This window comes from Cohnella herbarum (assembly GCF_012849095.1).
GTDB lineage: Bacteria > Bacillota > Bacilli > Paenibacillales > Paenibacillaceae > Cohnella > Cohnella herbarum.
Genome location: NZ_CP051680.1, coordinates 1,304,994 through 1,325,418 on the forward strand (window position 1 = coordinate 1,304,994; position 20,425 = coordinate 1,325,418).

Below are 20,425 nucleotides of genomic sequence, written 5' to 3' on the forward strand. Positions count from 1 at the left end.
AAAAGAGGGATAAACATGAAAATACCAACCACATTGAAACATAAACCCGTAATCGTGTCGGAAAACTACGAGCAGATCGACGGCAGAATCGCACGAAATACGGACGCTAAGGGGATTTCTCTAGGACTCGCCCAATGGAACGACAGAGGGAAGATCGATATATCCGCCAAAGTATGGAGATACACGGGGGAAAAATGGTCCAGACAATCGGAGGAGTTGCCGCTTCATCGCGTTCTAGATTTATCCATTCTGATCTGCAGGACCATTGAACATTTTCAAGACGCTTATCGGTACGATAATTTATACGATCCCGAGAAACCCGTCATCGACAGGATCGGTCTACAAGGGGATGCGATGACCGTCGAAGTGTGCACGGACAACGAACACATTCGCGAAGACATTAAGCTGTTTAACCAGGCGCTAAGCGATGATGGCGAGATGATCGGTGAAAGACTGCGTACATTATCCAGAATATTAAAGGAAATGGGTTATTAATAAGGAAGTTAGCCGCGGCGATCGGTCATCGGATCGCTATCTATAAACACGAGTCGCGATGTTTACTCATAACGAAGCCCATTCGAGAGTTCATCCAATCGCTTCCAATCTAATACGACTAATGTTTTCTTAACTTTTGATTAGAGATGCGATCTCGTAATAATCCGAGGTCGCTATTTCTTTTCCGAAATCGTTCTTAAGTCGTGTCGTTAACAAATAACTCGCCAATCTTTCTTCCACGGAAGAAAGCAAGTTGATTCTTGATGCGATGAAACAATAGTTTATTCAAAAAAACAGGATCCTTCATGAGTTCCGTTTCAACGATGCGCTTGTCAATGAATAAGAACGTCGAGGGTTGAACGGCTTCCACTTGAGATTGCACAACGACTTTTTGCCAGAATTCGATATCGCCAAAAATAGATAACGGATAACAAAAACGCAAAAGTAACGTTTTTCCCGTAATCACGCTGGATGATACCTTCGTGCGGCCTTCGACCTGAAAATACAGCCCGTCCAATTCATCGCCTTCTGTTAGTACCCGTTCATTTCGCTCGTAAGCGCGAATCTGAATAGGAAGCGATTCCGGGCGCGAGAAAAATTGATCAAGGTGGAACATGGAGAAATAGCGATGTAAACTGTTCGACAATGAGTTTCATAGATGCGTATTTTGCTCCTTTTTGGACATCTGTCCTTTTTATCATACAAGAAATTGATATGATAAGAAAAACGAAGGAGGCAAATAAGTGAAAATTGTATTTGATTTGGACGGGACGATTTGTTTTAAAGGTAAGCCGTTAACTAAAATGATGATAAACGCTTTAGATCGTCTTGCCGAGGAAGGGTTTGAAATTATTTTCGCCTCCGCTAGACCTATTCGCGATTTGTTGCCGGTCATACCGCTTCATATGCATCATTACCCTATGGTTGGTGGAAACGGGGCATTCGTTGCAACCGGCGGGAACATCGTCTCGACTATAGATTTCGAACGATCGACAGCAGATGCTTTCATTCAGTTAATACGGACATTCAAAGCGGACTAAGCATGTCGTCAGAAAAATAATGGAGATGTTGATGGTGGAAAAAATATAAGCCCAACCAAAGCTGGAAGCTGGGCTTTATAGAATCGATTCATCAAATGGTTTATTGCAGACACACACCTTTTACTTATTGCTAAGTCTTATTCACAAAACCCGTATTTTATACATATGTCACATAAGAACCAATGACAAGGTATTTGATTGTAATTTTTTTTTTTGAAGCAACAATAATTATTAACTTACTCTTTCTCTTCTAAAAGACTTAAGTCGCCTCGACTTCCGTATAGAGGAACGGGGCGTTCCCTTGCGGTTTCACGCTCCGTTTTCGGAAACGGGGTTGTTGAAGAAATCGCATTTTGCCAGGGCGTAAATGCTAAATGCCTCGCCGAAATAAGGCAAGGGCTATCCCCAAAGCAGTTAATTTAACCGCTTTAAGGATAACCCTTTTACTTTACTTGCTCTTTTGAGCCAGCATGTTCAGCAGAACAGTTACGGCCTCAGCTCTTGTTGCATGGTCTCCAGGGGCAAATTGGTTGTCGCCTTTCCCTTGCACGATACTTGCTTGCTTTACATAAGCAACCGCAGCTTTTGCCCACATTGGAATGTCCTTGTCGTCTGCGAAGCTAGTAGTTGTGGCATTCGCTTCGCTATATTTACCCAAAGCACGCGCAATCATCGCTGCCATCTCTGCACGTGTAATCTCCCCAGCTGGACGGAAAGTACCGTCCTCATAGCCATTAATAATGCCTGTTTGTACCGCTTGTGCGACCTCTTTCTGCGCCCAGCTTCCGATCTTCGCTGTATCTGTGAACGTCAGAGCCGCTCCCGCTCTTTCCGTCTTCAAAGCATTCATCAGCATGACGGCAAATTCCGCACGAGTCACGGTTTTGTCCGGCTTAAACGTGCCGTCCTGATATCCAGTGACGATTCCGCTGCTTACCGCTTGCTTGATGCTTGCCTTCGCCCAGTGTTCGGATAAATCGCTAAAGTTAATCGTTGGTTCTGGCTCACTTGTTGCTTGCCCTACAACCATTACCGCAAATTTTGTGAAGTGGGTAACTTCTGCGGTAATCTGATTACCCCTAACAACTCCGCCAACTTCTACCCATTTCTTCTGCACTTCATCATAATAGAACACGACTACTCTTTTATTACCGCTCAATTTTGTCGGATCAAACTTAAAAGTCAGTGATACCGGTTTACTGAAGTTCTCTGAGAAATTTTTTAGAATCTCGATGATCGGACTAGCCAGAACGTCTTCATCCGTTAGAAGATCTTGAGTTCCAGTAAGTTGTTTAATAGTTAATTTCAGTTCTTTGTCCGTTGCATTTGCCGGAATATCTATTGTGATTGCATTTCCCAAACTAACCTCACCCGTTTTGCCTGCGGGAAGCGATAATTCACCATTCTCTGAGATTACTTTGCTGTCATCTGGTGGTGTTGGGATGCCACCGCTACCGCCACCAGAGTTGGCCGTCCACTGCGCGTACAGCGTCACGTTCGCCGCTGCCATGGTGAAAGTAGCGCCAGCCACATAGCTTGTGCCACTTCCGTTAGCCGCCGTGTTCCAACCTGCGAAGGTGTTGCCCGTCTTCACCAAGCTTCCCGTGTTACCTAATACGGTTACCGTTGCATTTTGCTCGTACGGATTGCTATCCGTTGGCACGGTTCCTCCCGTGCTGCCATTTCCGTTATACGTTACGGTGTTTGTCGGGTTGACCGTCCACTGCGCGTACAGCGTCACGTTCGCCGCTCCCATGCCGAACGTTGCATTTGCCGCATAGGGTGTTCCTGTTCCGTTGGCCGCCGTGTTCCAACCTGCGAAGGTGCTGCCCGTCTTCACCAAGCTTCCCGTGTTTCCTAATACGGTTACCGTTGCATTTTGCTCGTACGGATTGCTATCCGTTGGCACGGTTCCTCCCGTGCTGCCATTGCCGTTATACGTTACGGTGTATGTCGGGTTGACCGTCCACTGCGCGTACAGCGTCACGTTCGCCGCTGCCATGGTGAAAGTAGCGCCCGCCACATAGCTTGTGCCACTTCCGTTGGCCGCCGTGTTCCAACCTGCGAAGGTGTTGCCCGTCTTCACCAAGCTTCCCGTGTTTCCTAATACGGTTACCGTTGCATTTTGCTCGTACGGATTGCTATCCGTTGGCACGGTTCCTCCCGTACTGCCATTGCCGTTATACGTTACGGTGTATGTCGGGTTGACCGTCCACTGCGCGTACAGCGTCACGTTCGCCGCTCCCATGCCGAACGTTGCATTTGCCGCATAGGGTGTTCCTGTTCCGTTGGCCGCCGTGTTCCAACCTGCGAAGGTGCTGCCCGTCTTCACCAAGCTTCCCGTGTTTCCTAATACGGTTACTGTTGCATTTTGCTCGTACGGATTGCTATCCGTTGGCACGGTTCCTCCCGTACTGCCATTGCCGTTATACGTTACGGTGTATGTCGGGTTGGCCTTCCACTGCGCGTACAGCGTCACGTTCGCCGCTCCCATGCCGAATGTTGCATTTGCCACATAGGGTGTTCCTGTTCCGTTGGCTGCCGTGTTCCAACCTGCGAAGGTGTTGCCCGTCTTCACCAAACTTCCCGTGTTTCCTAATACGGTTACCGTTGCATTTTGCGCGTACGGATTGCTATCCGTTGGCATGGTTCCTCCCGTACTGCCATTACCGTTATAAGTAATCTTGTACATATCAATATTTTGAAATATGTCTCCTCTGTTACCCACCACGATAAACGTGCCGTTGCCGTAAGTGACGCCATTAAGAGACCCGCTACCCCCATAGATTTTCGTCCAATTCACTAAGTCGCTGGAGGTATAGATAGAATTAACGGGTCCCACCCCCACATACGTACCATTTCCGTAGGAGACACTCAGAAGGACACCAGAATTTATCATCTCACATTCCGCGCAGATAATGCCCGACGTGGTGATCTTACTCCAGCTCACTCCGTCAACGGAGGTCAGTATCGTTTTTCCGTCTCGTGCCCAGGACACAAACTTACCATTTAGGTATTTGACGCCTTTAAGATCTGCCGCAATGCCCGAATTTTGGCTCGACCAGCTCACTCCGTCACTGGAGGTCAGTATCGTTCCATATTGCCCCACCGCCACAAACTTTCCGTTGCCGTAGGTGACGCCCGTAAGTATTGACGTGGTGTTTACATTGCGATCCGTCCATAAGTCCGGCGTCTCACTAGTCGTAGAGGTGTATATGGCTCCTACTCTATTAACAACAATTTTGCTCCCCACTGCCACATACAGGCCTTTGCCGTAGCTAACGCCCCAAAGTTGTACATAAGTACCTATGGTATAACCAGTTTTCCAGTTCACTCCATCACTAGAGGACGATGCATCTCCAGCTCTACTCACAACCACAAACTTGCCATTATCGCAACTGATACTAGAAAGATTGAATGTAGTTGCCGGTTTGTAAGTCGTCCAACTTGTTCCGTCACTCGAGGTTAAGATGGCTCCCTCATCAGTCACCGCCATAAACTTGCCGTTGCCGTAGCAGACGGCCTGATTACTGGTAACAAGGTTATCAGGTTTCCGATTAACCCAATGATCAGTAGAAGCAGCACTAGCAAAAGTAGGGATCATCCCAAATAGAATAATTAATGCCATTAATAAAGCAATCCAACGTTTGTTCATAATGGTTTCACTCACCTTTGTCTAGATTCGAATATTCTCCTCTACTATAAAATAAAATAAACAAAATAAAACCTACCCGCCAGGGGTAGGTTTTTTAAAAACAGGATAGGGATTTTAACCAAGTCTCTATAATTGCTTTACAAGTAGCAGTGCTTGTTTACGATTGTTTATTTCAAGCTTTTTGTAGATATTTTTAATATGGAATTTCACGGTATCTACCGTAATATTCAGACTCTCGGCAATTTCCTTGTTCATCAACCTATCTATGATTAGCAGCAAAATTTTATATTCCTGCCCTGTCAGTATTCCTTTCGGTGATTGATCAACCTCTGGTGTATCATTCATAGCGCGCAACAGTTGCTTTACATAGGAACCCGAAGAAGAATTGCTATCTTGCTGAACCTTGGAATAAGCGTTAAGCATCTCCGCCATTACAATACCCTCGTCAATAAAACTACGAATATATCCATCTGGCTTGGCCAAATCCAAAGCAGTGCCCAATTGAATGAGCGCAGCCTCCATTTGACCCGAATGCCATAGCGTCACGCTTTGCACAATTAATACTTTTGTGCGATCACGGAGACAGCCGCCCTTGCTCACCAAGAGATATAATCTTTCCAACAGGTACAGCGCTTCTTCTATTCGTTCGCACGCCGCAAGCACTCTAGCCAAAATCAGATGCTCTGCCAAAAGATTCAACGAAACCTCATCCGTGTGCGCAAGACCGCACCTTTGCAACCAATCAAGCGCATCTTGGAGCGAGCCTTGAAGCAAAGATAGATAAGCTTGTTCCGTTTCGATTTTCACAATAAATAAAGCATGATCGGGTGAATCAATTTTCGACTTCAATTGCACCAATAGTTCGGACGCTCGCTTTGGATTTCCCTTGGCTTGCTCAATCCGCGATGCAGCGATGCCCAATTGGATCATAATTCGTGCAAGAGGCTGATGGTCTATGCGCCCCAATGACTGACTGAAGTAAAATTCCGCCTCCTCCAACCGATTCCACTCATACAGCAAATGGATATATGCCAAATAAAAATATCCGATAAAAGGATAATCCTTTTTATGCTCCCATACTTTAATCCATTTCAAAATGAAGTCTTCCGCCGCATACAGATCTTTGATTAAAGTTAATTGATCATAATTCTTACTGTACCCTTCATACCGGTTTACCCCCATCACCTGAAAGTAGCTTCCTTCCGGCATATATCGTTCTGTAAGGGCCAAATAATCCGATGCTCGCACAAAGTCATTTTGGATATAAGAGGCCATACCACAATAGAAATAGATATTACCCATAACCTTATTCCAATCTACATCGGATAATTTCCCTTGCAGTGCTTCAAACCGGACTTTGGTTTGCTCCATTCTCTGAAAAGCGGCTTCCCACTTACCTCCTAGCATCATTACGGCTATATAAAACATTTCAATCATTGGCTTCTCCGCAAAGGAGCTTTCAGGTAAAACAGTTACCCACCTCATCAACGCAGCACTCTTCGATTGCATCAAGGCAGGGGGATTTTTCTCGATCAACCGAATAACATCCGCAAACTGTTGGCCTTCTAAATAATGCTCCACCGCCTCTTCATCGAGCCCATGTTTTTCCAACCAATTCGCCGCGCGGATGTGCACTTGAATCCATTTGTCCGAATCCGTTCTGGACCCTAACTGTCGCAAGAAATCGGAAAGTAAATGGTGGTATCGATACCAATTCCGTCCCTCGTCTAAAGGTATAATGAATAAATTTAGCTGCTCCAGTCTCTCCAATTGCTCTTGACTGTTCATTTGACCCGTTACTGCTTGGCATAAAGAATGGTTCATTCTACTCAAAATGGACGTTTCCAATAAAAAGGAACGCATTGTTTCCGACTGATGCAGGAACACTTCTTCCAACAAGTAATCGGATATATGATGCTGTTGACCCGTAAATTGCCGGATGGACTGCTTTATATTAGTACTGCGTTTCAGAGAGATTGCCGCCAGCTGCAATCCGCTGACCCAACCCTCAGTTTGATGGAACAGCTCGGTTACTTGCCCTTTCGTTAGCGATAAATCCGTCGTATCTCGAAAAAATACAAACCCCTCATCCAGTTCAAAGCGCAAATCATGCATTTGGATATCATGCATTTCACCCTTCGCCAGAAGTCTGGTAGTAGGAATCGGCAAATCGGTACGGCTAGCGATATAAAGATGAATATGCGGAGGTAAATGTTCCAGTAGGTAGCTCAATGATTGGTGAATATCGGGGAGTTCAATGACATGATAATCGTCGAGTATGATTACCAGTTCACCGGTTATATGATTCAATTCATTCAAAAGTTCCATAATCATAGACGCTGGAGGTTCCGAAGGTCCTTTCTCAAGAAGACACCCAATCGTTTGGCCAAAGCTAGGGATTCTCTCCTGAATGGAGGCCGTTACGCAACTCCAAAATGAAATCCACTCATTGTCATGCTTATCTAAAGAGACCCACGCAACAAGCGCGCTGCATTGTTTCACCCATTCACATAAAGCTGTTGTCTTTCCATAACCAGCCTGCGCGGAAACAAGCATCAGCTTGGTTTTCATCCCCTCGTTAAGCTTGCGTATCAGCTTCGGACGGGAAACAAGAGTATTTCGTATATGGGGGATCTGAAATTTTGTACTTACAATCACAGTTTATTCCTCCCAAAAAAAGCTCTAAATTAATAACTCAGCTTTAGCAACGCGAAATTAGCTTGAATCCCCTGTGGCTGTAGGGATAAATCGTGTTTTTTCTTTCTCTAGAAATCTATGGTACACCATCGTTCCCTGTCTGACCAGCCTCGGTTTTCGTCTGTTTTTACATCTTCGAAAGTCGGAAAACTGCTTCTGGCGGCTGGCATTCGCAAGTCTTTTGGCCTCTCAGCGCTCGCTGTCTTTCAGTTGCTATTCTGGCTTATCTTTGTGGGGACGAATCGATCTCGACTGCTGGAAAGTGGCCGAGGCCACTCATTGCCAGGCAAAATCGGTGAGTACCTGTTATTAAAATTCGAAACAAGATGATGTTCAAACAAAATCGATCGACTTGCGCTTGGCCATTGTATAAAGCCACGACTCGATTTTATCGCCTCTCTCAAGGGAACCCAGTTTATGATCGCCTGCGTTCCAAGGAATCAGCTTCTAATGAAAAGGTGGCAATCGTACGAAAAAAAACCATCAACCGTATCCCAATGGCTCTTGGGAAGGTTGGTGGTTTGTCTTATAAGGCGATAGATCCGCTCATGTGTGTTCTACAAAACACTGTTCCCAACCAGCTTTACATTAGGGCTCGTCCCTTGCACAACGACATTGTTGAACACGTTATTAGCAAGCGTCAGCGAATCCGCCTGCGTAAGCCAGTGGCCATTCACATTCGTGTTCTCAATATAACTGTTGGCGACGATCGCCTTATTGCTGTTATTCGCCTTACCGATAGCAGACTTCACGAACTGACAGTCCGTCACGAGCGAATTGCCGTCCAGCACGACGCCAAGCCGATGGAAACGACAGCCCTGTGCAAGTACTCTGCGTGTAAATTGACTCATATTAGCACCTAGTATGACGTCTATCGCACCTAGCGCCGTGCTCTTCGCCCGCATGAATTGGCTGTTGGAAATCTCGGTGCCTTCGAAGCGAGCCGTGCCTTCAATTAAGGTCAACCCTTCAACCGTGTTCGGACGCCCAACATAGTTCTGGGGCACCATCACGCTTACATCGTAGTTTTTCACCGTGATGTTACGGATAACAGCACCAGTCATCGTAATGCTGAACTGAGGGGTTAACGCATTATCGGAACGCCAGTCCCGTTCAATGGACACATTGGAAATATAACATCGTCCGTAATTGTATCTGCTAATATTGAACCCTGCCTCGCCCGCATCCGTAATGACGACAGCTGCTCCGCCCTTCGTCTCCGACACTTGGAAGCTATTAGCCGTAATATTAACCGTGTAATACAGCTTGTCAACGCTAATTCCCGCCGGTACTCTGCCCACCCATTGTTCAAAGCAAATTTGGGCGCCATTTCCCATTTCATGGGCAGTTGTATAGGTGAAGGTACCCGTTGCCACATTTACAGACGGAGTTCCGAAATATCCGTATATGCTCGTCCCATAGAAGTTACTGTCTATCATTTGAATGTTCTGAACAACCGCTCCGCGCACATCCGCCATTCTCAGGTTGGCATTGTGAAACACTCCGCCATTCACAAAGTTATCCCCTTGTACGGAAAGTTGACACCCGATAAAAGTATTGTTCAGGAAGCTTACGTAGCGGTGATTGGAGTAAGAGCTGATGCCCCCGACATTGTACCCTTCGAAAATATTGTTCTCCAGCGTAATATGATAACCGTCGCAATTGACGAAATGACCGCGGTTATTGGAGTAAATATGGTTATTATCGATATAAAGGCGATAATTCAGCTCTAAACCGATCGGTTGGTCCGGCGTCTTGTAAGGGATGTTCGTCTCTCCGACCATCGATTCAACGTCAATGCCGAACATCGGCGCTACTCCGTTACGAAAATCACTCGTCACGCCATCGTCGGCAAATCCGATATGATGGATCGAATTGTTTTGTACCCGAACATCGTTCGAGCCGCACAACGAAATGCCTTGTCTCCGGCAATGGTGAATGTCGCATTCGCTAATGATAATACGCGAACCCATCTCTTCTTGGATGTAGTCCGCCGGATTGTTATGATGCTGCAGCCAGCCTGTCATAATCCCGTCGCCTGTGCAATTGGATATTTCCACGCCGGAGATTTCTACCCCATTCGCGCCAAATAAACCGAACCCGTAGCCACCTTCATGCGTGAAGTAGGAGTTATCCACCTTCAAACTCAGAGCGGCAATCTCCGGATCAGTTAGTCCAAGACCCGTGATGTTAATTGCGTAGATCATTTTGTTGTTAGCGGTCATGTCGGGATTCAGAAACCAACCTCGACCCGTAGGCGAGCCCGGTGCGAATTGCCCGTTATTACGAGACCCGACGAAAGTCGCGCTTGATATCGTATCTTTGTATTGATAGAAAGAATAGCCCGATACTGCCAATCCCGCCGTATTCCATAACCGGAAGGAGGCTAACAACCCCGGATGCTCGAATCGGTCGAGCACTTGGCTGCGAATCCAATTCGGGTCGCTATTTAAGGAACCATCCGCATTCACGCCACCTCGCTCGAAACCAATCAATAGGTCGTAAATGTGCGTTGTTTTATCCCCGATAACCTTCCCTCCGGAGATTTGGCAGTCCTGCACTCCCCTAAGTTGAAAAACATTATAGTTCGGAGAAGAGTTGCCTTCCATTTCAATGACACAATCTTTGGCCATTTCAAAATGAAGGTTACTCGGCATTACAATCGCCGACAAATTCGTCCAGCTCATCTTCACTTTGTAATGACCCGCCGGTAGTAGTACATGATTGTAGCCTTCCGAGACCGCCCACGTAATCGCTGCGTTAATGCCAGCCGTCGTTGCCTCCGCCTGCGTCCCGTCATTGTAGATTCCGAACTCGGCGAGATCGATTTGATACGATACGCTTTTCGCTTGAGTTGTCATCATACACCCCCATGCTTTAATCGAGCGTTCATGACCGCTCGTATCCACAGGTTATGACGGCTTGTCTTATCCGGTTCCATAATTCCACAAGTACACCCTTAACGTATAAAAAAGGCTGGTCACAAGTTACATGACCAGTCTTCGTCTATCGACGAGCAGTATCATCAAAACTCATTGCTATATAGATTACGAGAGTGAAAGGTAGCAATGGTTTCACCTATGAACCATGTTGCGTTACTCGTGTCACCAGAAAATAAAGTATTAGACTAGACACCATTGTCCTATGCGCTTTTTGATTTGTTATACCGTCAGTCTCAATAAAATAAGTTTTAGACTGACCCTAAAAGTTGAAACAGCGACAGCAAAGTACAAGAAAATAAAGTCCTAGACTGTCGCTGTTCATTTGAACTAATGTTTGTCCGAAGCTTTGTATTTCACTCGTTCATGTTCTTTTGTACGATCAAAATAGTTCCTAGTCCAAGTCTCAGAATTAACAGCCATAGGAGAAGCCGTTCGAAACCTTTAGGATAAAGAACGACTCTCCTGAGATCAGAATTGTCCGTTATCGGCTTTACTATTGGTATGTCTGTGACGACGTTTTTTGACCGTATTAAACGGACATGGATATTTTAGTTGCTTAGATCATTTTCAATCCACCAATGCATCACGATTGAATTGTTGGATGTGCTTTTATTCGGAACTTGAATTAGGTAGTAAGGTACATCTCTATATTTGAATTGAGTTGGCAACATGTGATAAAAATATACGCGTTCTTTATTAAGATTTCTTTCTTCTCCAGCAAACTTCAACCAATTATTAAAATGGTTCATAACCAAAAGGTACAAACATGATTAACTATCCATTTTGTTGCTGTGAGACACCTAAACTTAACAGGTACCTCCTCTCGTCCATTTGAATAATCATTTAATCTCTCCCATTCACGTAAAACGTGGATGTTTTCTCCAGTGAACATAGGCATAGGCATACGGACATAATGGTTCTGCATCTACATCAAAATTAAATAATCTTTTTATGCAAGACTTGTGCTCCCTAAGAACCGTTTTCAGTAAATGTGAGCTTACTGCATTATACATCAACTTTGTACTATCATAGATTTCATTAAATACTTTCTTTTCAAGATTATCGGTACCTCTATGTCGATCATCATAGTCCTGAAGATCATGGGTTCATGTATCATTGGGGCTTCGTGGACTTGGACGGCCATCTGTGGGCCATTAACTACATGAACATGGATGCGGCACAAGGTTAAGGCTAACGGAGAGCACGCTCGTACTAGCTAGGGTTCAAAAAGAAAGACGCCGGGCATCTTCCCCGGCGTCTTCTTCGCGATGATTAGTTTTGTTCGGTATAGGCTTTGAAATTGTCCATGATGGCTTGCCAGCCTGCTTGCTGGAACTCGACGGGATTGGAGCTTTCTGCATCGAACGTTTCAATGACCTTCGTCTCATTCCCTTGATCAACGAAAGTAATATCCACTCTTCTTCCGTCTTCCATGGTGTAGCCGATCGCCTCATGCCGATTCACGACATCGTAGACACCGCCAAAATCAAAGCCCATGCTGCCATCCTTCGCTTCCATCCGTGTCAGAAACTTGCCGCCGACCCGCAGATCGTTTTCGGCTCTCGGCGCATGCCAGTCCTCGGATGCTTGATTCCACTTCGTGATGTGATCCGGTTCGGTCCAATAGCGCCATACCTTCTCGACAGGGGCTTGAATGACGGCTTGCACGGTTACTTTCGTCGGTTGACTCGTTTCCATTTTAAATAGACACCTCTCTCAAGATATTCGTCGTTTGGTTATTCTCAATGATATAGACGTAAGCCAATGATGAAATTCATCGGTCAATTCGCTCAGGCAGCCCAAATCGCGAAAATAATGGCGTATGAATGAAGTTTTGAACGTGCGAGCGAAGTTGCGCCCGGTCCATCGTCTCTCGAGCTCTTTGCAAGGCGTTGTTCACCGCTGCCGGCGACATTGCCAGCGTTTCCGTGATCTGCTTGGAGGACCATTCAAATACATCCTTCAAAATGAGTACCGCACGCTGCCGCGGAGGCAAGGTCTGCAGGAGTGCGATGAAGCACAGTCGAAGGGTATCTCTGCGGACGAGCCGATCCTCCGGATTGCCCCAAAGTCGGGAGACGGCCGGATCGAACAGGTCAACGGGAAGCGCGCGGCGTTTGGATTGTCTCAGCTTGTCCATGATCAGGTTGGAGGAAGCCCGGCTTCAAGCTTGCAAATATGCAATGAAGCGGACAGCCTCAATCCGAATAAATAAGCAGGATTTAGTACTCATGGATAAAAATTTAGCACGATCGTGTTAATAATTCAAATTCGTTATGACACAATGGATAATTCCATAAATATTTCAGCAGTATCATTATCATTGTATTTTGGTATCTCATAAAAGCCAAAACTTCGAAATACAGACATCGCTTTATATGATTGTTTCTCAGTGTCCAACCTCAGCTTTATTAATCCACATTGTCTTGCAAATTCTATTATTTGGCTCATCATGTTTTTGCCGTAACCCTTATCTTGATATTCAGGTAAGACGAAGAACCTTTTTATTTCCCCGATTCTGTTTTCAGAATCAATACCCTTTAACCCAATAGTCCCAATAACGCTATGTCCTTCCTTTAATAACCAGAATCCACCCCCTGTTTCAAAATATAGAAGTTCAATACTTCTAATATCTGAGTGCGACCCGTCAGGATCAAAGACATATCCTCTGGAATCATACATAATTTTCATGAACTCTTCCAATTGTTCTTGGTCTGATCTAAAGTATCTCTGCAGCAAAAAGCATTCCCTTCTCTCGTGGATAGTACTTCTTTACTTCTTGTTCTCCGTTAGTTCAATTCTATTGAAAACCTCTGAACTTTACTTTTACTCTTGCTTCGTATTCGAGAAGTGACTACATTGCTTGAGTGTTGCAAAAATCTCGCTGTCGACAAAACTAAGTTAAAGACAGGATTTTAGAAGCTTCGTCGAAAGGATAAATAGAAAGAGGACATCCGACCTTAATGGAGAAATTGTTGTTCACCACAAACCACAATTCCTAGATAAAGGATATATTCCACTATTATGGTATCTCTCTACCCGCCTATCGTCAAGTTCTCATGGCATCATTCTTTGCGTCGGACGTAAGAATATTACGCAAATCCGAAATGCTGCAAGGCAAGATTGTCATTTGAGCAGCATCACCAATTTTCTGAATCTTGCGCCTTGGTGCGTCAATCGCATGCAGCGTAGGCGGATGCAATTCACCAAAATAGCTTAAGGAGCAAATATTTAAACATCCGCAGAGGGTCGATGGCATTGCGGCCGTTATCCAAGCAGTAGTTTGCTTTCAGTTCGTCGTAGACGAAGGAGAAGTCCTCCAGTTCGTTGATCTTCCGCAGCATGTTATCCTTAGGCACGATGAGGTCGTATAGCGCCGTGTAAGGCCGCATTAAACATTTGAAAAATTAAAAAAGACTGCCGAAACAATCTCGACAGTCTGCATATTTTCGTACTTTTGAACTTTTTCAGTGGCCCCTTAGTCCAGCTATTATTGTTTCTATCTATTTGGCCAACGAAGAAGGCCATTTCCATGCATACCAGATTATTAGACAAAGAAGAGCGACTTCTACAACAGCGCCAAACACCATGTGCACCCAAGCCTCTCCTGTCAAATTAAACAATGTATAGGGAATATACACCGCTGCAATAATGATATTTGCCCAGCGACTTAATTTTGCCGGCAGGGCAACAGAAAGGAAAATCATAAGAGCTGGAATTGTTACCGAAATCAGTGCTATCAATAGAAAGACATAAGAAATGTCAAATATAAATATTTTTCCTGCCAGAATACCTTCTATTTTGCCCGGCATATATAAGGCGAAATAATCAACATAAATATAGAGAAACATAAAACTCGCCCACAGCGTAGCAATCTTCAGTTTCGAACTGACTTTGATGTCTTCCAGTGCATTTTGTGCTTTATTTTGTGTATTCATATTAATCTCCATTCATAAATTAAAAGTTGTAATCCCTATTCAAGTAAATAGTTAACACACTAGCTGGTCCATATATTTCTTGTATAATTGCTTTCATTGACTCTCCTTCCACTGAACATAGATTCAACATAACGAATTGTGTAAGGCCTCACTACCTACTAAAGTATGGTTCTTAAAAAAATAAGTAAAATATTTCAAATTGAAAAAACCACCCCTGTCTGGCATGGTGGCTAAACTCACATCGATTTGGATTCCTGGTGCTCTCTTGTCGGAAAATCTGATGAAAAAAATTATAATATTTCCATATGAGTTTCTTTGGCCATGTCGATCACTACTACGAGATGCGAAAGGATAATCTGCTCGATCCGTTGTGCGTCTGATTGCTTAAACTTCATAACAAGAGCGCCTCCTTGTTCAAATCCATCATATCGAGACACTCCATTTTTTACAAAGCCATTTCTTAGGCTCAGCAGTAAAGTTTAGTAACCACTTATTGCTTTTCAGTTCGTATATTGATTGTTTCATTAGATTGCGAAGCACTATCACTACCCAACGCCTGGGCATGAATGTGGTGATGAAGTAATTCTCTTTCTCTCCAGGTTTTTGTCCCAGAGGGATTAGCCAAAAAATAACCTTTTCTATATTATTTTTTTCATAAAATGTCATTTTTCTTACGTCTTTAGGAACAACCCACCATATCGAGTAAGTCTGTATATAGTCTCAAAATCTGAGCATGGTTGTCCCCTCGTCTCTTGAGGGGATTTATACTTTATGTCACAATAACTTTTATATCGTGGATGGAAACACTTGGGAAAACGTAATAAACGTGATAAAATCCTCAGGTAACTGTACAAAAAAATAATGAAATCCAGCGAAGTATGGAACAGTGGATGCCTGGAGTTGAATGGTGCATTCAAGAATTCAAAAATCGAGCCCCTGTATGTTCTTGTCCCCCGATAGTTGTTGTTCTATAGCAGCAGCAATGGACAAGTGTCGGGTGTCAAGAATATGTACCGATTAAATAACGTTCACCAGGCCCCCTTCTAATTAAAAAGGCCACCAATAGGCAGCCTAATTCTAAATTCCATTTTGGTGTGCACGATCGATTGAAATTCTATATCAGCGAAAGGTTTGCCTATGCTTGTCTTTCGGTTAAGACCGTCGCAGCAGCCTCACCTTGAACTGCTCAGGCAACTCATTTTGCGGATTGATAGGATAAAATGACCACACCAGTCGATGTTGTCTTAACGCCTATCAGTTGCAAGTCGATTTGATCCTGTTCCGTAAAGAGTCGTTTACCCTTGCCTAATACTACTGGATGAACCATAAAGTGATACTCGTCGATAAGATTGTGCTTCATCAAGGTGCGTATCAATTGACCGCTACCATAAATCAGAAACTGATGAATTCCCTCCTTAAGCTTGGTCACTTCTTCTATAATGTTGTTTTTAATGAAACATGCATTCCATTGGGGTTCTTCTAGCGTTGTTGTAGCCACATACTTGGGCATGGAATTCATCTCGTCGGCCCCCTCCCCCTTTTCCTTGGGCCACGCTGCGGCAAAACCTTCGTAAGTAATTCTCCCAAGAAGAAGCGCGTCGCTCGGATAGAACACATCACGTTGGAAATTGGCCATTTCATCATCCCAATAAGGTATGTGCCAACCCCCCGGCTCTTCCATGACTCCGTCCAGAGATAGATAGATCGAAGCGACAATTTTCCCCATTTTACATTCCCTCTTTCATATTATTGTTTTCTTATATTTCACTATCGTTGAACAGAATTCCTGTCTTCAACGTCCAGAAAGGTTGTAAGCCGCCCTGCGGCTCACGAATCAACAGCATGCAAGCCGTTTGATTCATCAGGTTAGGGTTGGTATTTCGCTATTTCACTTCTTCTGAAGTTTTGCAATGTCTTGGCAACAGATTATAGAAATATACTTTTTCGTTGTCGCTATAACGTTCTTCCCCGCCAATTTTAGCCAGTAATAAAAATGGTTCATTATCAAGAGATAAAACACATATTTAGATTTTCATATTTCCGATTTGATATCATTTTGACTTAAAAATTTCATTAAATCATTACTTAGCTGCACAATATGGACGAATATCGGTTGGTTCTCTGTGAAACAGAAAAACCAGCGATTTACGCGGGCCTTAATCTGTACACATTCTTGACGTCCGACATTAGTTCTTCAAAAAACGGTAACCCCTTTATTTCGTCATTATAAAGTTTGGGAGATTTTTTTCAAGATACTTCATTCTTTCCGAATAATCTTGATCTGCATGAGTTTCCGAAAGTATATTGTTCGACACTAACAAGTCATAAAATGATTTCAGCATCTGGGCTGATATAGCGGAAGTAATCATCATTCTTTGACCGTCGATCAGAACGGAAGATATTTTTTCAGGCTGCACAAGTTCAATCTGTACGCCGTTCCTGTCGATTATGAAATACATTTCCTTTATATTTTCAAACACTAAATGTTTTACTTCTGCCCCGTTTGCCAAGCGACTCTGAACTTCTTTCATGGAATAGCCCGGAATCGGATCATTTATCAACAGCCATTTAGCAAAATCTTTTGCATCGACTTCATCCGTTTCATATTTTTTCCAAACCGCGCCATGATCTTTGCTTATCTGTATTGTGTTATCCATCATGACCCGTAAATATATTTCGTTGTCCATATAAACCGCGCGATACTTTGAAGCCATAAGGCTATCTATCAACTTCGGTACATCGTATTTCTTGTTGAATGTTAAATCGTGCGGCATTAAATCCGTAATGGTGGCACCCTGAGATAATGCGGGCACTATTGCTGTAGTGATGGCCCCTTGATATAATGCGGGCACGATTTCGGCTGAAGGTTCGGCTGTAGAATTGTCGACATCCGTTTTGTCCAATGCAGAAGTCGCGAAGATAATAACGACACCGGCTACAAGCCCAATAGCGAGCAGCATCGTGGGAGTAGTGATTTTCTTGGTTTTCATAATCGATATAATCCTTTCTTCGGTTGAGTTTTTGGAAAAGCTACTAATCATCGGCGACAAACGGATTTTCTTTTCTTCCAAACGTACAAGGGCCCTAGCATAGGTAGGTTTCGTGTTTTCTCCAAATTTCCGTATGACTGTTTCATCACAGAATAGCTCGATATCACGGTTGGCAAGAATATACATGATCCATACTAAAGGATTGAACCAATGGACGCATACGCTAGCGGCAAGAATCCATTTTTTCAGTATGTCGAATCGCTTGATGTGCGTAAGTTCGTGGGTCAGGATAAGCGCAAGTTGTTTCTCATCGTCATAATCTAAATTTTTCGGCAAGAGTACAACAGGCTGAAAAATACCGTAGGTAAGCGGAGTTGAAATAATATCTAGTTGCCTGATTTGAACATCTCGCCATAATAAATTCGAATGCTGCCATTTTCTAATAAAATCGTTTCTAATAGGAACAGCCATTTTGTAGATTTTGCGATACCTTAAATGCGGAATGATAAAAAATAAAGCACACAACGTAAAACCAACTAACCACACCCATACAATAGGCGATATTCGTGAAGCCGCCTTCAATGGCATAATGGGCGCGGTCACATGTTCTGTAATTGGTGGCATGATGACCGTAGTTCCATTAACAAATGTTGAACTTTCCGGCGTAGAAATCAATTTTGGCGCTGTAAACGTTCTGCTTAAATGTTCCGCAGCCGTAAAAATGCTAAATTGCGATTGAACTGAAACAGGTACAAGCAATTGAATTAGTGCAACACCCCAAAGAAACATAAAGGTCATTTTGGGCAGCTTGTGAATAAGCAAGGAACGTAAGAAAATAATTGCAAAAATAAAGACGGAAGCCGAGATACTTATTTGAAGTAACGACATTCCCTCACCTCATTCCATGCTATCGATAAGACGTTTCAAGCGGCTGATTTCTTCAGTCGACAGTCGTTTCTGTCCCAATAATGAAGCAATCAGTCTATCGGGGGCACCATCATACATTTTATTAATAAGTTCCGTAGTTTCGTGTTCTTGGGCCTGCTCTCGTGTAACAAGCGCATGGCAAACGAAATTAGGCTCATGCCGCTCGATCGCCCCTTTATCAAGGCATCTCTTGATGATGGTATATGTTGTTGTTTTACTCCAACCCACTTTTTCTTTTGTAATTTCTGCAATTCTCTTTGCGGGGGTAGCGCCTTCTTTCCACAAGATTTCCATAATATTAAGCTCGCTATCGAATAGCTTCATAACCAAATGAATGCACCTCGTCCATATTTATTCTACTGCTGTAGAATCACATATTTACATTCTACTTGAGTAGAATCATTTTGTCGATAGAGTCTTATGATTTCTTACACCATTCGACGTCAATTCATCGTTTCATATCGCTCATGTTCGCCCATTCATATCGGGGCGTCGATCTCGACGACGTAAAAGCGGTATTCTTGTCAAACCGAAAAGTCGGACAGGAGGAAGCTGAGCAGCTTCCATGCCTCCTTCTGCAGGGGCGTTTTCGCCCGAATCGCAAACTCGGAGGACGGGATGATCCGCATCGTCGAGCCGGACTGCTCTATGCTGTGCGGTTTTTGCAGCAACCGAGGGTGATCGAACACCGTATGCGTTACGTTAATTAAGTCGGACGGCTCACGCAATACGGAATCATAGAACAATTGCTTGTCAAGCTCCGCTGGTTCTGCGGTCATCAGCCTTTCATCGAGATACGACAGCAGCCTGAACATCGTGTACCGTGATCGTGCCGACCATCGAACGGGAGTTGCCTCGCCAAGCCTTTTCTGATCGATCACAACCGCCGAAGACAAGATTTGCCCGAGCCAGAAAATAACGATTTTATCAACGGAATGAGTGCAATACGATTTTATGAATATTGTGGAATAAACCGTTCTTTGCGAACATCGTAACCTGCCAGTTACTTCAACAAACGAAAAAGGAGCCGCCACTCGGCAAGCTCCTTAGCTATAGCTAATCGTCTTATGGTCAGGAACGCGGTCGGTGAAAGGCCGTTGAGACTTTCTCGACAGCCTGAAAGCCCGAGGTTTCGAGGGCTTTTAGCCATTGACATACGATAGGGGGGTTATTGAAGAACAGAGTGATCTACATTCTCGGAAATTTCGCTAAGCGCTTGCCCCGCCTTATCTTCGGATATTTGCCGAACGGCCAAGTCCGCAAGTGCCACGACCCCGACCAAATTGCCGTTCTCAACTACCGTTAGGCGACGTACTTTTTGCTTGGCCATTTGATCGGCAGCATCTTCAATGCTCATATCCGGCGAAATACTCCTATTCCCTTTGGTCATCACTTCTTCGATCGTCGATACGTCTGTTTTCTTGTTCGCAAAGCCGCGTATTACAAGGTCGCGGTCCGTCACGACGCCAATCAGTTTGCCCTTATCCACTACGGGTACAAAACCGATATCATGGTTCTTCATCAGCATAGCGACGTCGAACACATTATTACTTAAGTCTACGGTCTTGAGATCCTTACTCATAATATCGCGAATATTCGTCACATCAATCATCCTCCTTTTAGTACGAGTACAGACCATGGATAAGATACCCCTATATTTTCAGTTTTATCAACTCATCTCTCGAATAAATAAAGGCATGAATGGAAAATCTGATTAACGTCGATAACGCCTGTCTGTTTA

At 44.1% G+C, this 20,425-nt stretch carries 15 protein-coding genes and 2 pseudogenes; 3 read left to right on the forward strand and 14 right to left on the reverse strand.

Annotation, left to right across the window (positions count from 1 at the left end):
- Positions 1-15 precede the first annotated feature (15 nt).
- Positions 16-495 carry a DUF6530 family protein gene (locus tag HH215_RS05585; RefSeq protein ID WP_169279001.1) on the forward strand — a complete coding sequence of 160 codons (480 nt, stop codon included), beginning with the start codon at positions 16-18 and terminating at the stop codon, positions 493-495.
- A 196-nt stretch (positions 496-691) separates the two neighbouring features.
- On the opposite strand, the gene HH215_RS36285 is transcribed toward HH215_RS05585, so the two are convergent.
- Positions 692-1,012, reverse strand: a complete 321-nt coding sequence (locus HH215_RS36285; RefSeq protein ID WP_254450378.1) for a cyclic nucleotide-binding domain-containing protein — start codon at positions 1,010-1,012, stop codon at positions 692-694.
- A 226-nt stretch (positions 1,013-1,238) separates the two neighbouring features.
- Here HH215_RS36285 and HH215_RS05595 point away from each other — a divergent pair, with 226 nt between their 5' ends.
- Positions 1,239-1,535 (forward strand): HAD hydrolase family protein, encoded by a 297-nt coding sequence (locus HH215_RS05595; RefSeq protein ID WP_169279002.1) that lies wholly within the window; start codon positions 1,239-1,241, stop codon positions 1,533-1,535.
- A gap of 448 nt (positions 1,536-1,983) precedes the next feature.
- Here HH215_RS05595 and HH215_RS05600 read toward each other — a convergent pair whose 3' ends face one another.
- From HH215_RS05600 to HH215_RS05610, 3 genes are all read right to left on the reverse strand, one after another.
- A complete protein-coding gene (locus HH215_RS05600) occupies positions 1,984-5,190 on the reverse strand; it encodes an InlB B-repeat-containing protein (protein WP_310735554.1) in 3,207 nt (1,068 codons plus the stop codon).
- Between the two features lie 126 nt (positions 5,191-5,316).
- A complete protein-coding gene (locus tag HH215_RS05605; protein WP_169279004.1) occupies positions 5,317-7,848 on the reverse strand; it encodes a winged helix-turn-helix domain-containing protein in 2,532 nt (843 codons plus the stop codon).
- Between the two features lie 596 nt (positions 7,849-8,444).
- Positions 8,445-10,751 (reverse strand): right-handed parallel beta-helix repeat-containing protein, encoded by a 2,307-nt coding sequence (locus HH215_RS05610; protein ID WP_169279005.1) that lies wholly within the window; start codon positions 10,749-10,751, stop codon positions 8,445-8,447.
- 1,159 nt (positions 10,752-11,910) lie between these two features.
- On the opposite strand from HH215_RS05610, the pseudogene HH215_RS36800 reads away from it, so the two are divergent.
- Positions 11,911-12,018 (forward strand): annotated as a pseudogene (locus HH215_RS36800) (glyoxalase/bleomycin resistance/extradiol dioxygenase family protein); the annotation flags it as partial.
- 83 nt (positions 12,019-12,101) lie between these two features.
- On the opposite strand, the gene HH215_RS05620 reads toward HH215_RS36800, so the two are convergent.
- The 10 genes and pseudogenes from HH215_RS05620 to HH215_RS05665 all read right to left on the reverse strand — a co-directional run bounded on the left by HH215_RS05620 (position 12,102) and on the right by HH215_RS05665 (position 20,296).
- Positions 12,102-12,527, reverse strand: a complete 426-nt coding sequence (locus tag HH215_RS05620) for an SRPBCC family protein (RefSeq protein WP_169279006.1) — start codon at positions 12,525-12,527, stop codon at positions 12,102-12,104.
- Between the two features lie 76 nt (positions 12,528-12,603).
- Entirely contained in the window at positions 12,604-12,969 is a 366-nt protein-coding gene (locus HH215_RS05625) for a sigma factor-like helix-turn-helix DNA-binding protein (RefSeq protein ID WP_254450380.1), read from the reverse strand.
- Positions 12,970-13,103: 134 nt separating this feature from the next.
- Positions 13,104-13,568 carry a GNAT family N-acetyltransferase gene (locus HH215_RS05630; protein ID WP_169279007.1) on the reverse strand — a complete coding sequence of 155 codons (465 nt, stop codon included), beginning with the start codon at positions 13,566-13,568 and terminating at the stop codon, positions 13,104-13,106.
- 467 nt (positions 13,569-14,035) lie between these two features.
- Positions 14,036-14,221 (reverse strand): annotated as a pseudogene (locus HH215_RS05635) (transposase); the annotation flags it as partial.
- A gap of 111 nt (positions 14,222-14,332) precedes the next feature.
- Positions 14,333-14,767, reverse strand: coding sequence for a DUF6326 family protein (locus HH215_RS05640; protein WP_169279008.1), 435 nt, complete (start codon positions 14,765-14,767; stop codon positions 14,333-14,335).
- 1,195 nt (positions 14,768-15,962) lie between these two features.
- Positions 15,963-16,493 carry a dihydrofolate reductase family protein gene (locus HH215_RS05645; protein ID WP_169279009.1) on the reverse strand — a complete coding sequence of 177 codons (531 nt, stop codon included), beginning with the start codon at positions 16,491-16,493 and terminating at the stop codon, positions 15,963-15,965.
- A gap of 487 nt (positions 16,494-16,980) precedes the next feature.
- Positions 16,981-18,645 (reverse strand): M56 family metallopeptidase, encoded by a 1,665-nt coding sequence (locus HH215_RS05650; protein WP_169279010.1) that lies wholly within the window; start codon positions 18,643-18,645, stop codon positions 16,981-16,983.
- Between the two features lie 9 nt (positions 18,646-18,654).
- Positions 18,655-19,008: a BlaI/MecI/CopY family transcriptional regulator gene (locus HH215_RS05655; RefSeq protein WP_254450543.1), complete on the reverse strand. Its 354-nt coding sequence runs from the start codon at positions 19,006-19,008 to the stop codon at positions 18,655-18,657.
- Positions 19,009-19,208: 200 nt separating this feature from the next.
- Positions 19,209-19,718 carry a hypothetical protein gene (locus HH215_RS05660; RefSeq protein WP_169279012.1) on the reverse strand — a complete coding sequence of 170 codons (510 nt, stop codon included), beginning with the start codon at positions 19,716-19,718 and terminating at the stop codon, positions 19,209-19,211.
- Positions 19,719-19,852: 134 nt separating this feature from the next.
- A complete protein-coding gene (locus HH215_RS05665; protein WP_174887604.1) occupies positions 19,853-20,296 on the reverse strand; it encodes a CBS domain-containing protein in 444 nt (147 codons plus the stop codon).
- Positions 20,297-20,425: the final 129 nt, after the last annotated feature.

Coding starts and splice junctions, on each gene's coding strand:
- HH215_RS05650 (WP_169279010.1), bottom strand. CDS start 18,645: ATGTCGTTACTTCAAATAAGTATCTCGGCTTCCGTCTTTATTTTTGCA.
- HH215_RS05610 (WP_169279005.1), bottom strand. CDS start 10,751: ATGATGACAACTCAAGCGAAAAGCGTATCGTATCAAATCGATCTCGCC.
- HH215_RS05585 (WP_169279001.1), top strand. CDS start 16: ATGAAAATACCAACCACATTGAAACATAAACCCGTAATCGTGTCGGAA.
- HH215_RS05620 (WP_169279006.1), bottom strand. CDS start 12,527: ATGGAAACGAGTCAACCGACGAAAGTAACCGTGCAAGCCGTCATTCAA.
- HH215_RS05655 (WP_254450543.1), bottom strand. CDS start 19,008: ATGAAGCTATTCGATAGCGAGCTTAATATTATGGAAATCTTGTGGAAA.
- HH215_RS05665 (WP_174887604.1), bottom strand. CDS start 20,296: ATGATTGATGTGACGAATATTCGCGATATTATGAGTAAGGATCTCAAG.
- HH215_RS05600 (WP_310735554.1), bottom strand. CDS start 5,190: ATGAACAAACGTTGGATTGCTTTATTAATGGCATTAATTATTCTATTT.
- HH215_RS05640 (WP_169279008.1), bottom strand. CDS start 14,767: ATGAATACACAAAATAAAGCACAAAATGCACTGGAAGACATCAAAGTC.
- HH215_RS05645 (WP_169279009.1), bottom strand. CDS start 16,493: ATGGGGAAAATTGTCGCTTCGATCTATCTATCTCTGGACGGAGTCATG.
- HH215_RS05625 (WP_254450380.1), bottom strand. CDS start 12,969: ATGGACAAGCTGAGACAATCCAAACGCCGCGCGCTTCCCGTTGACCTG.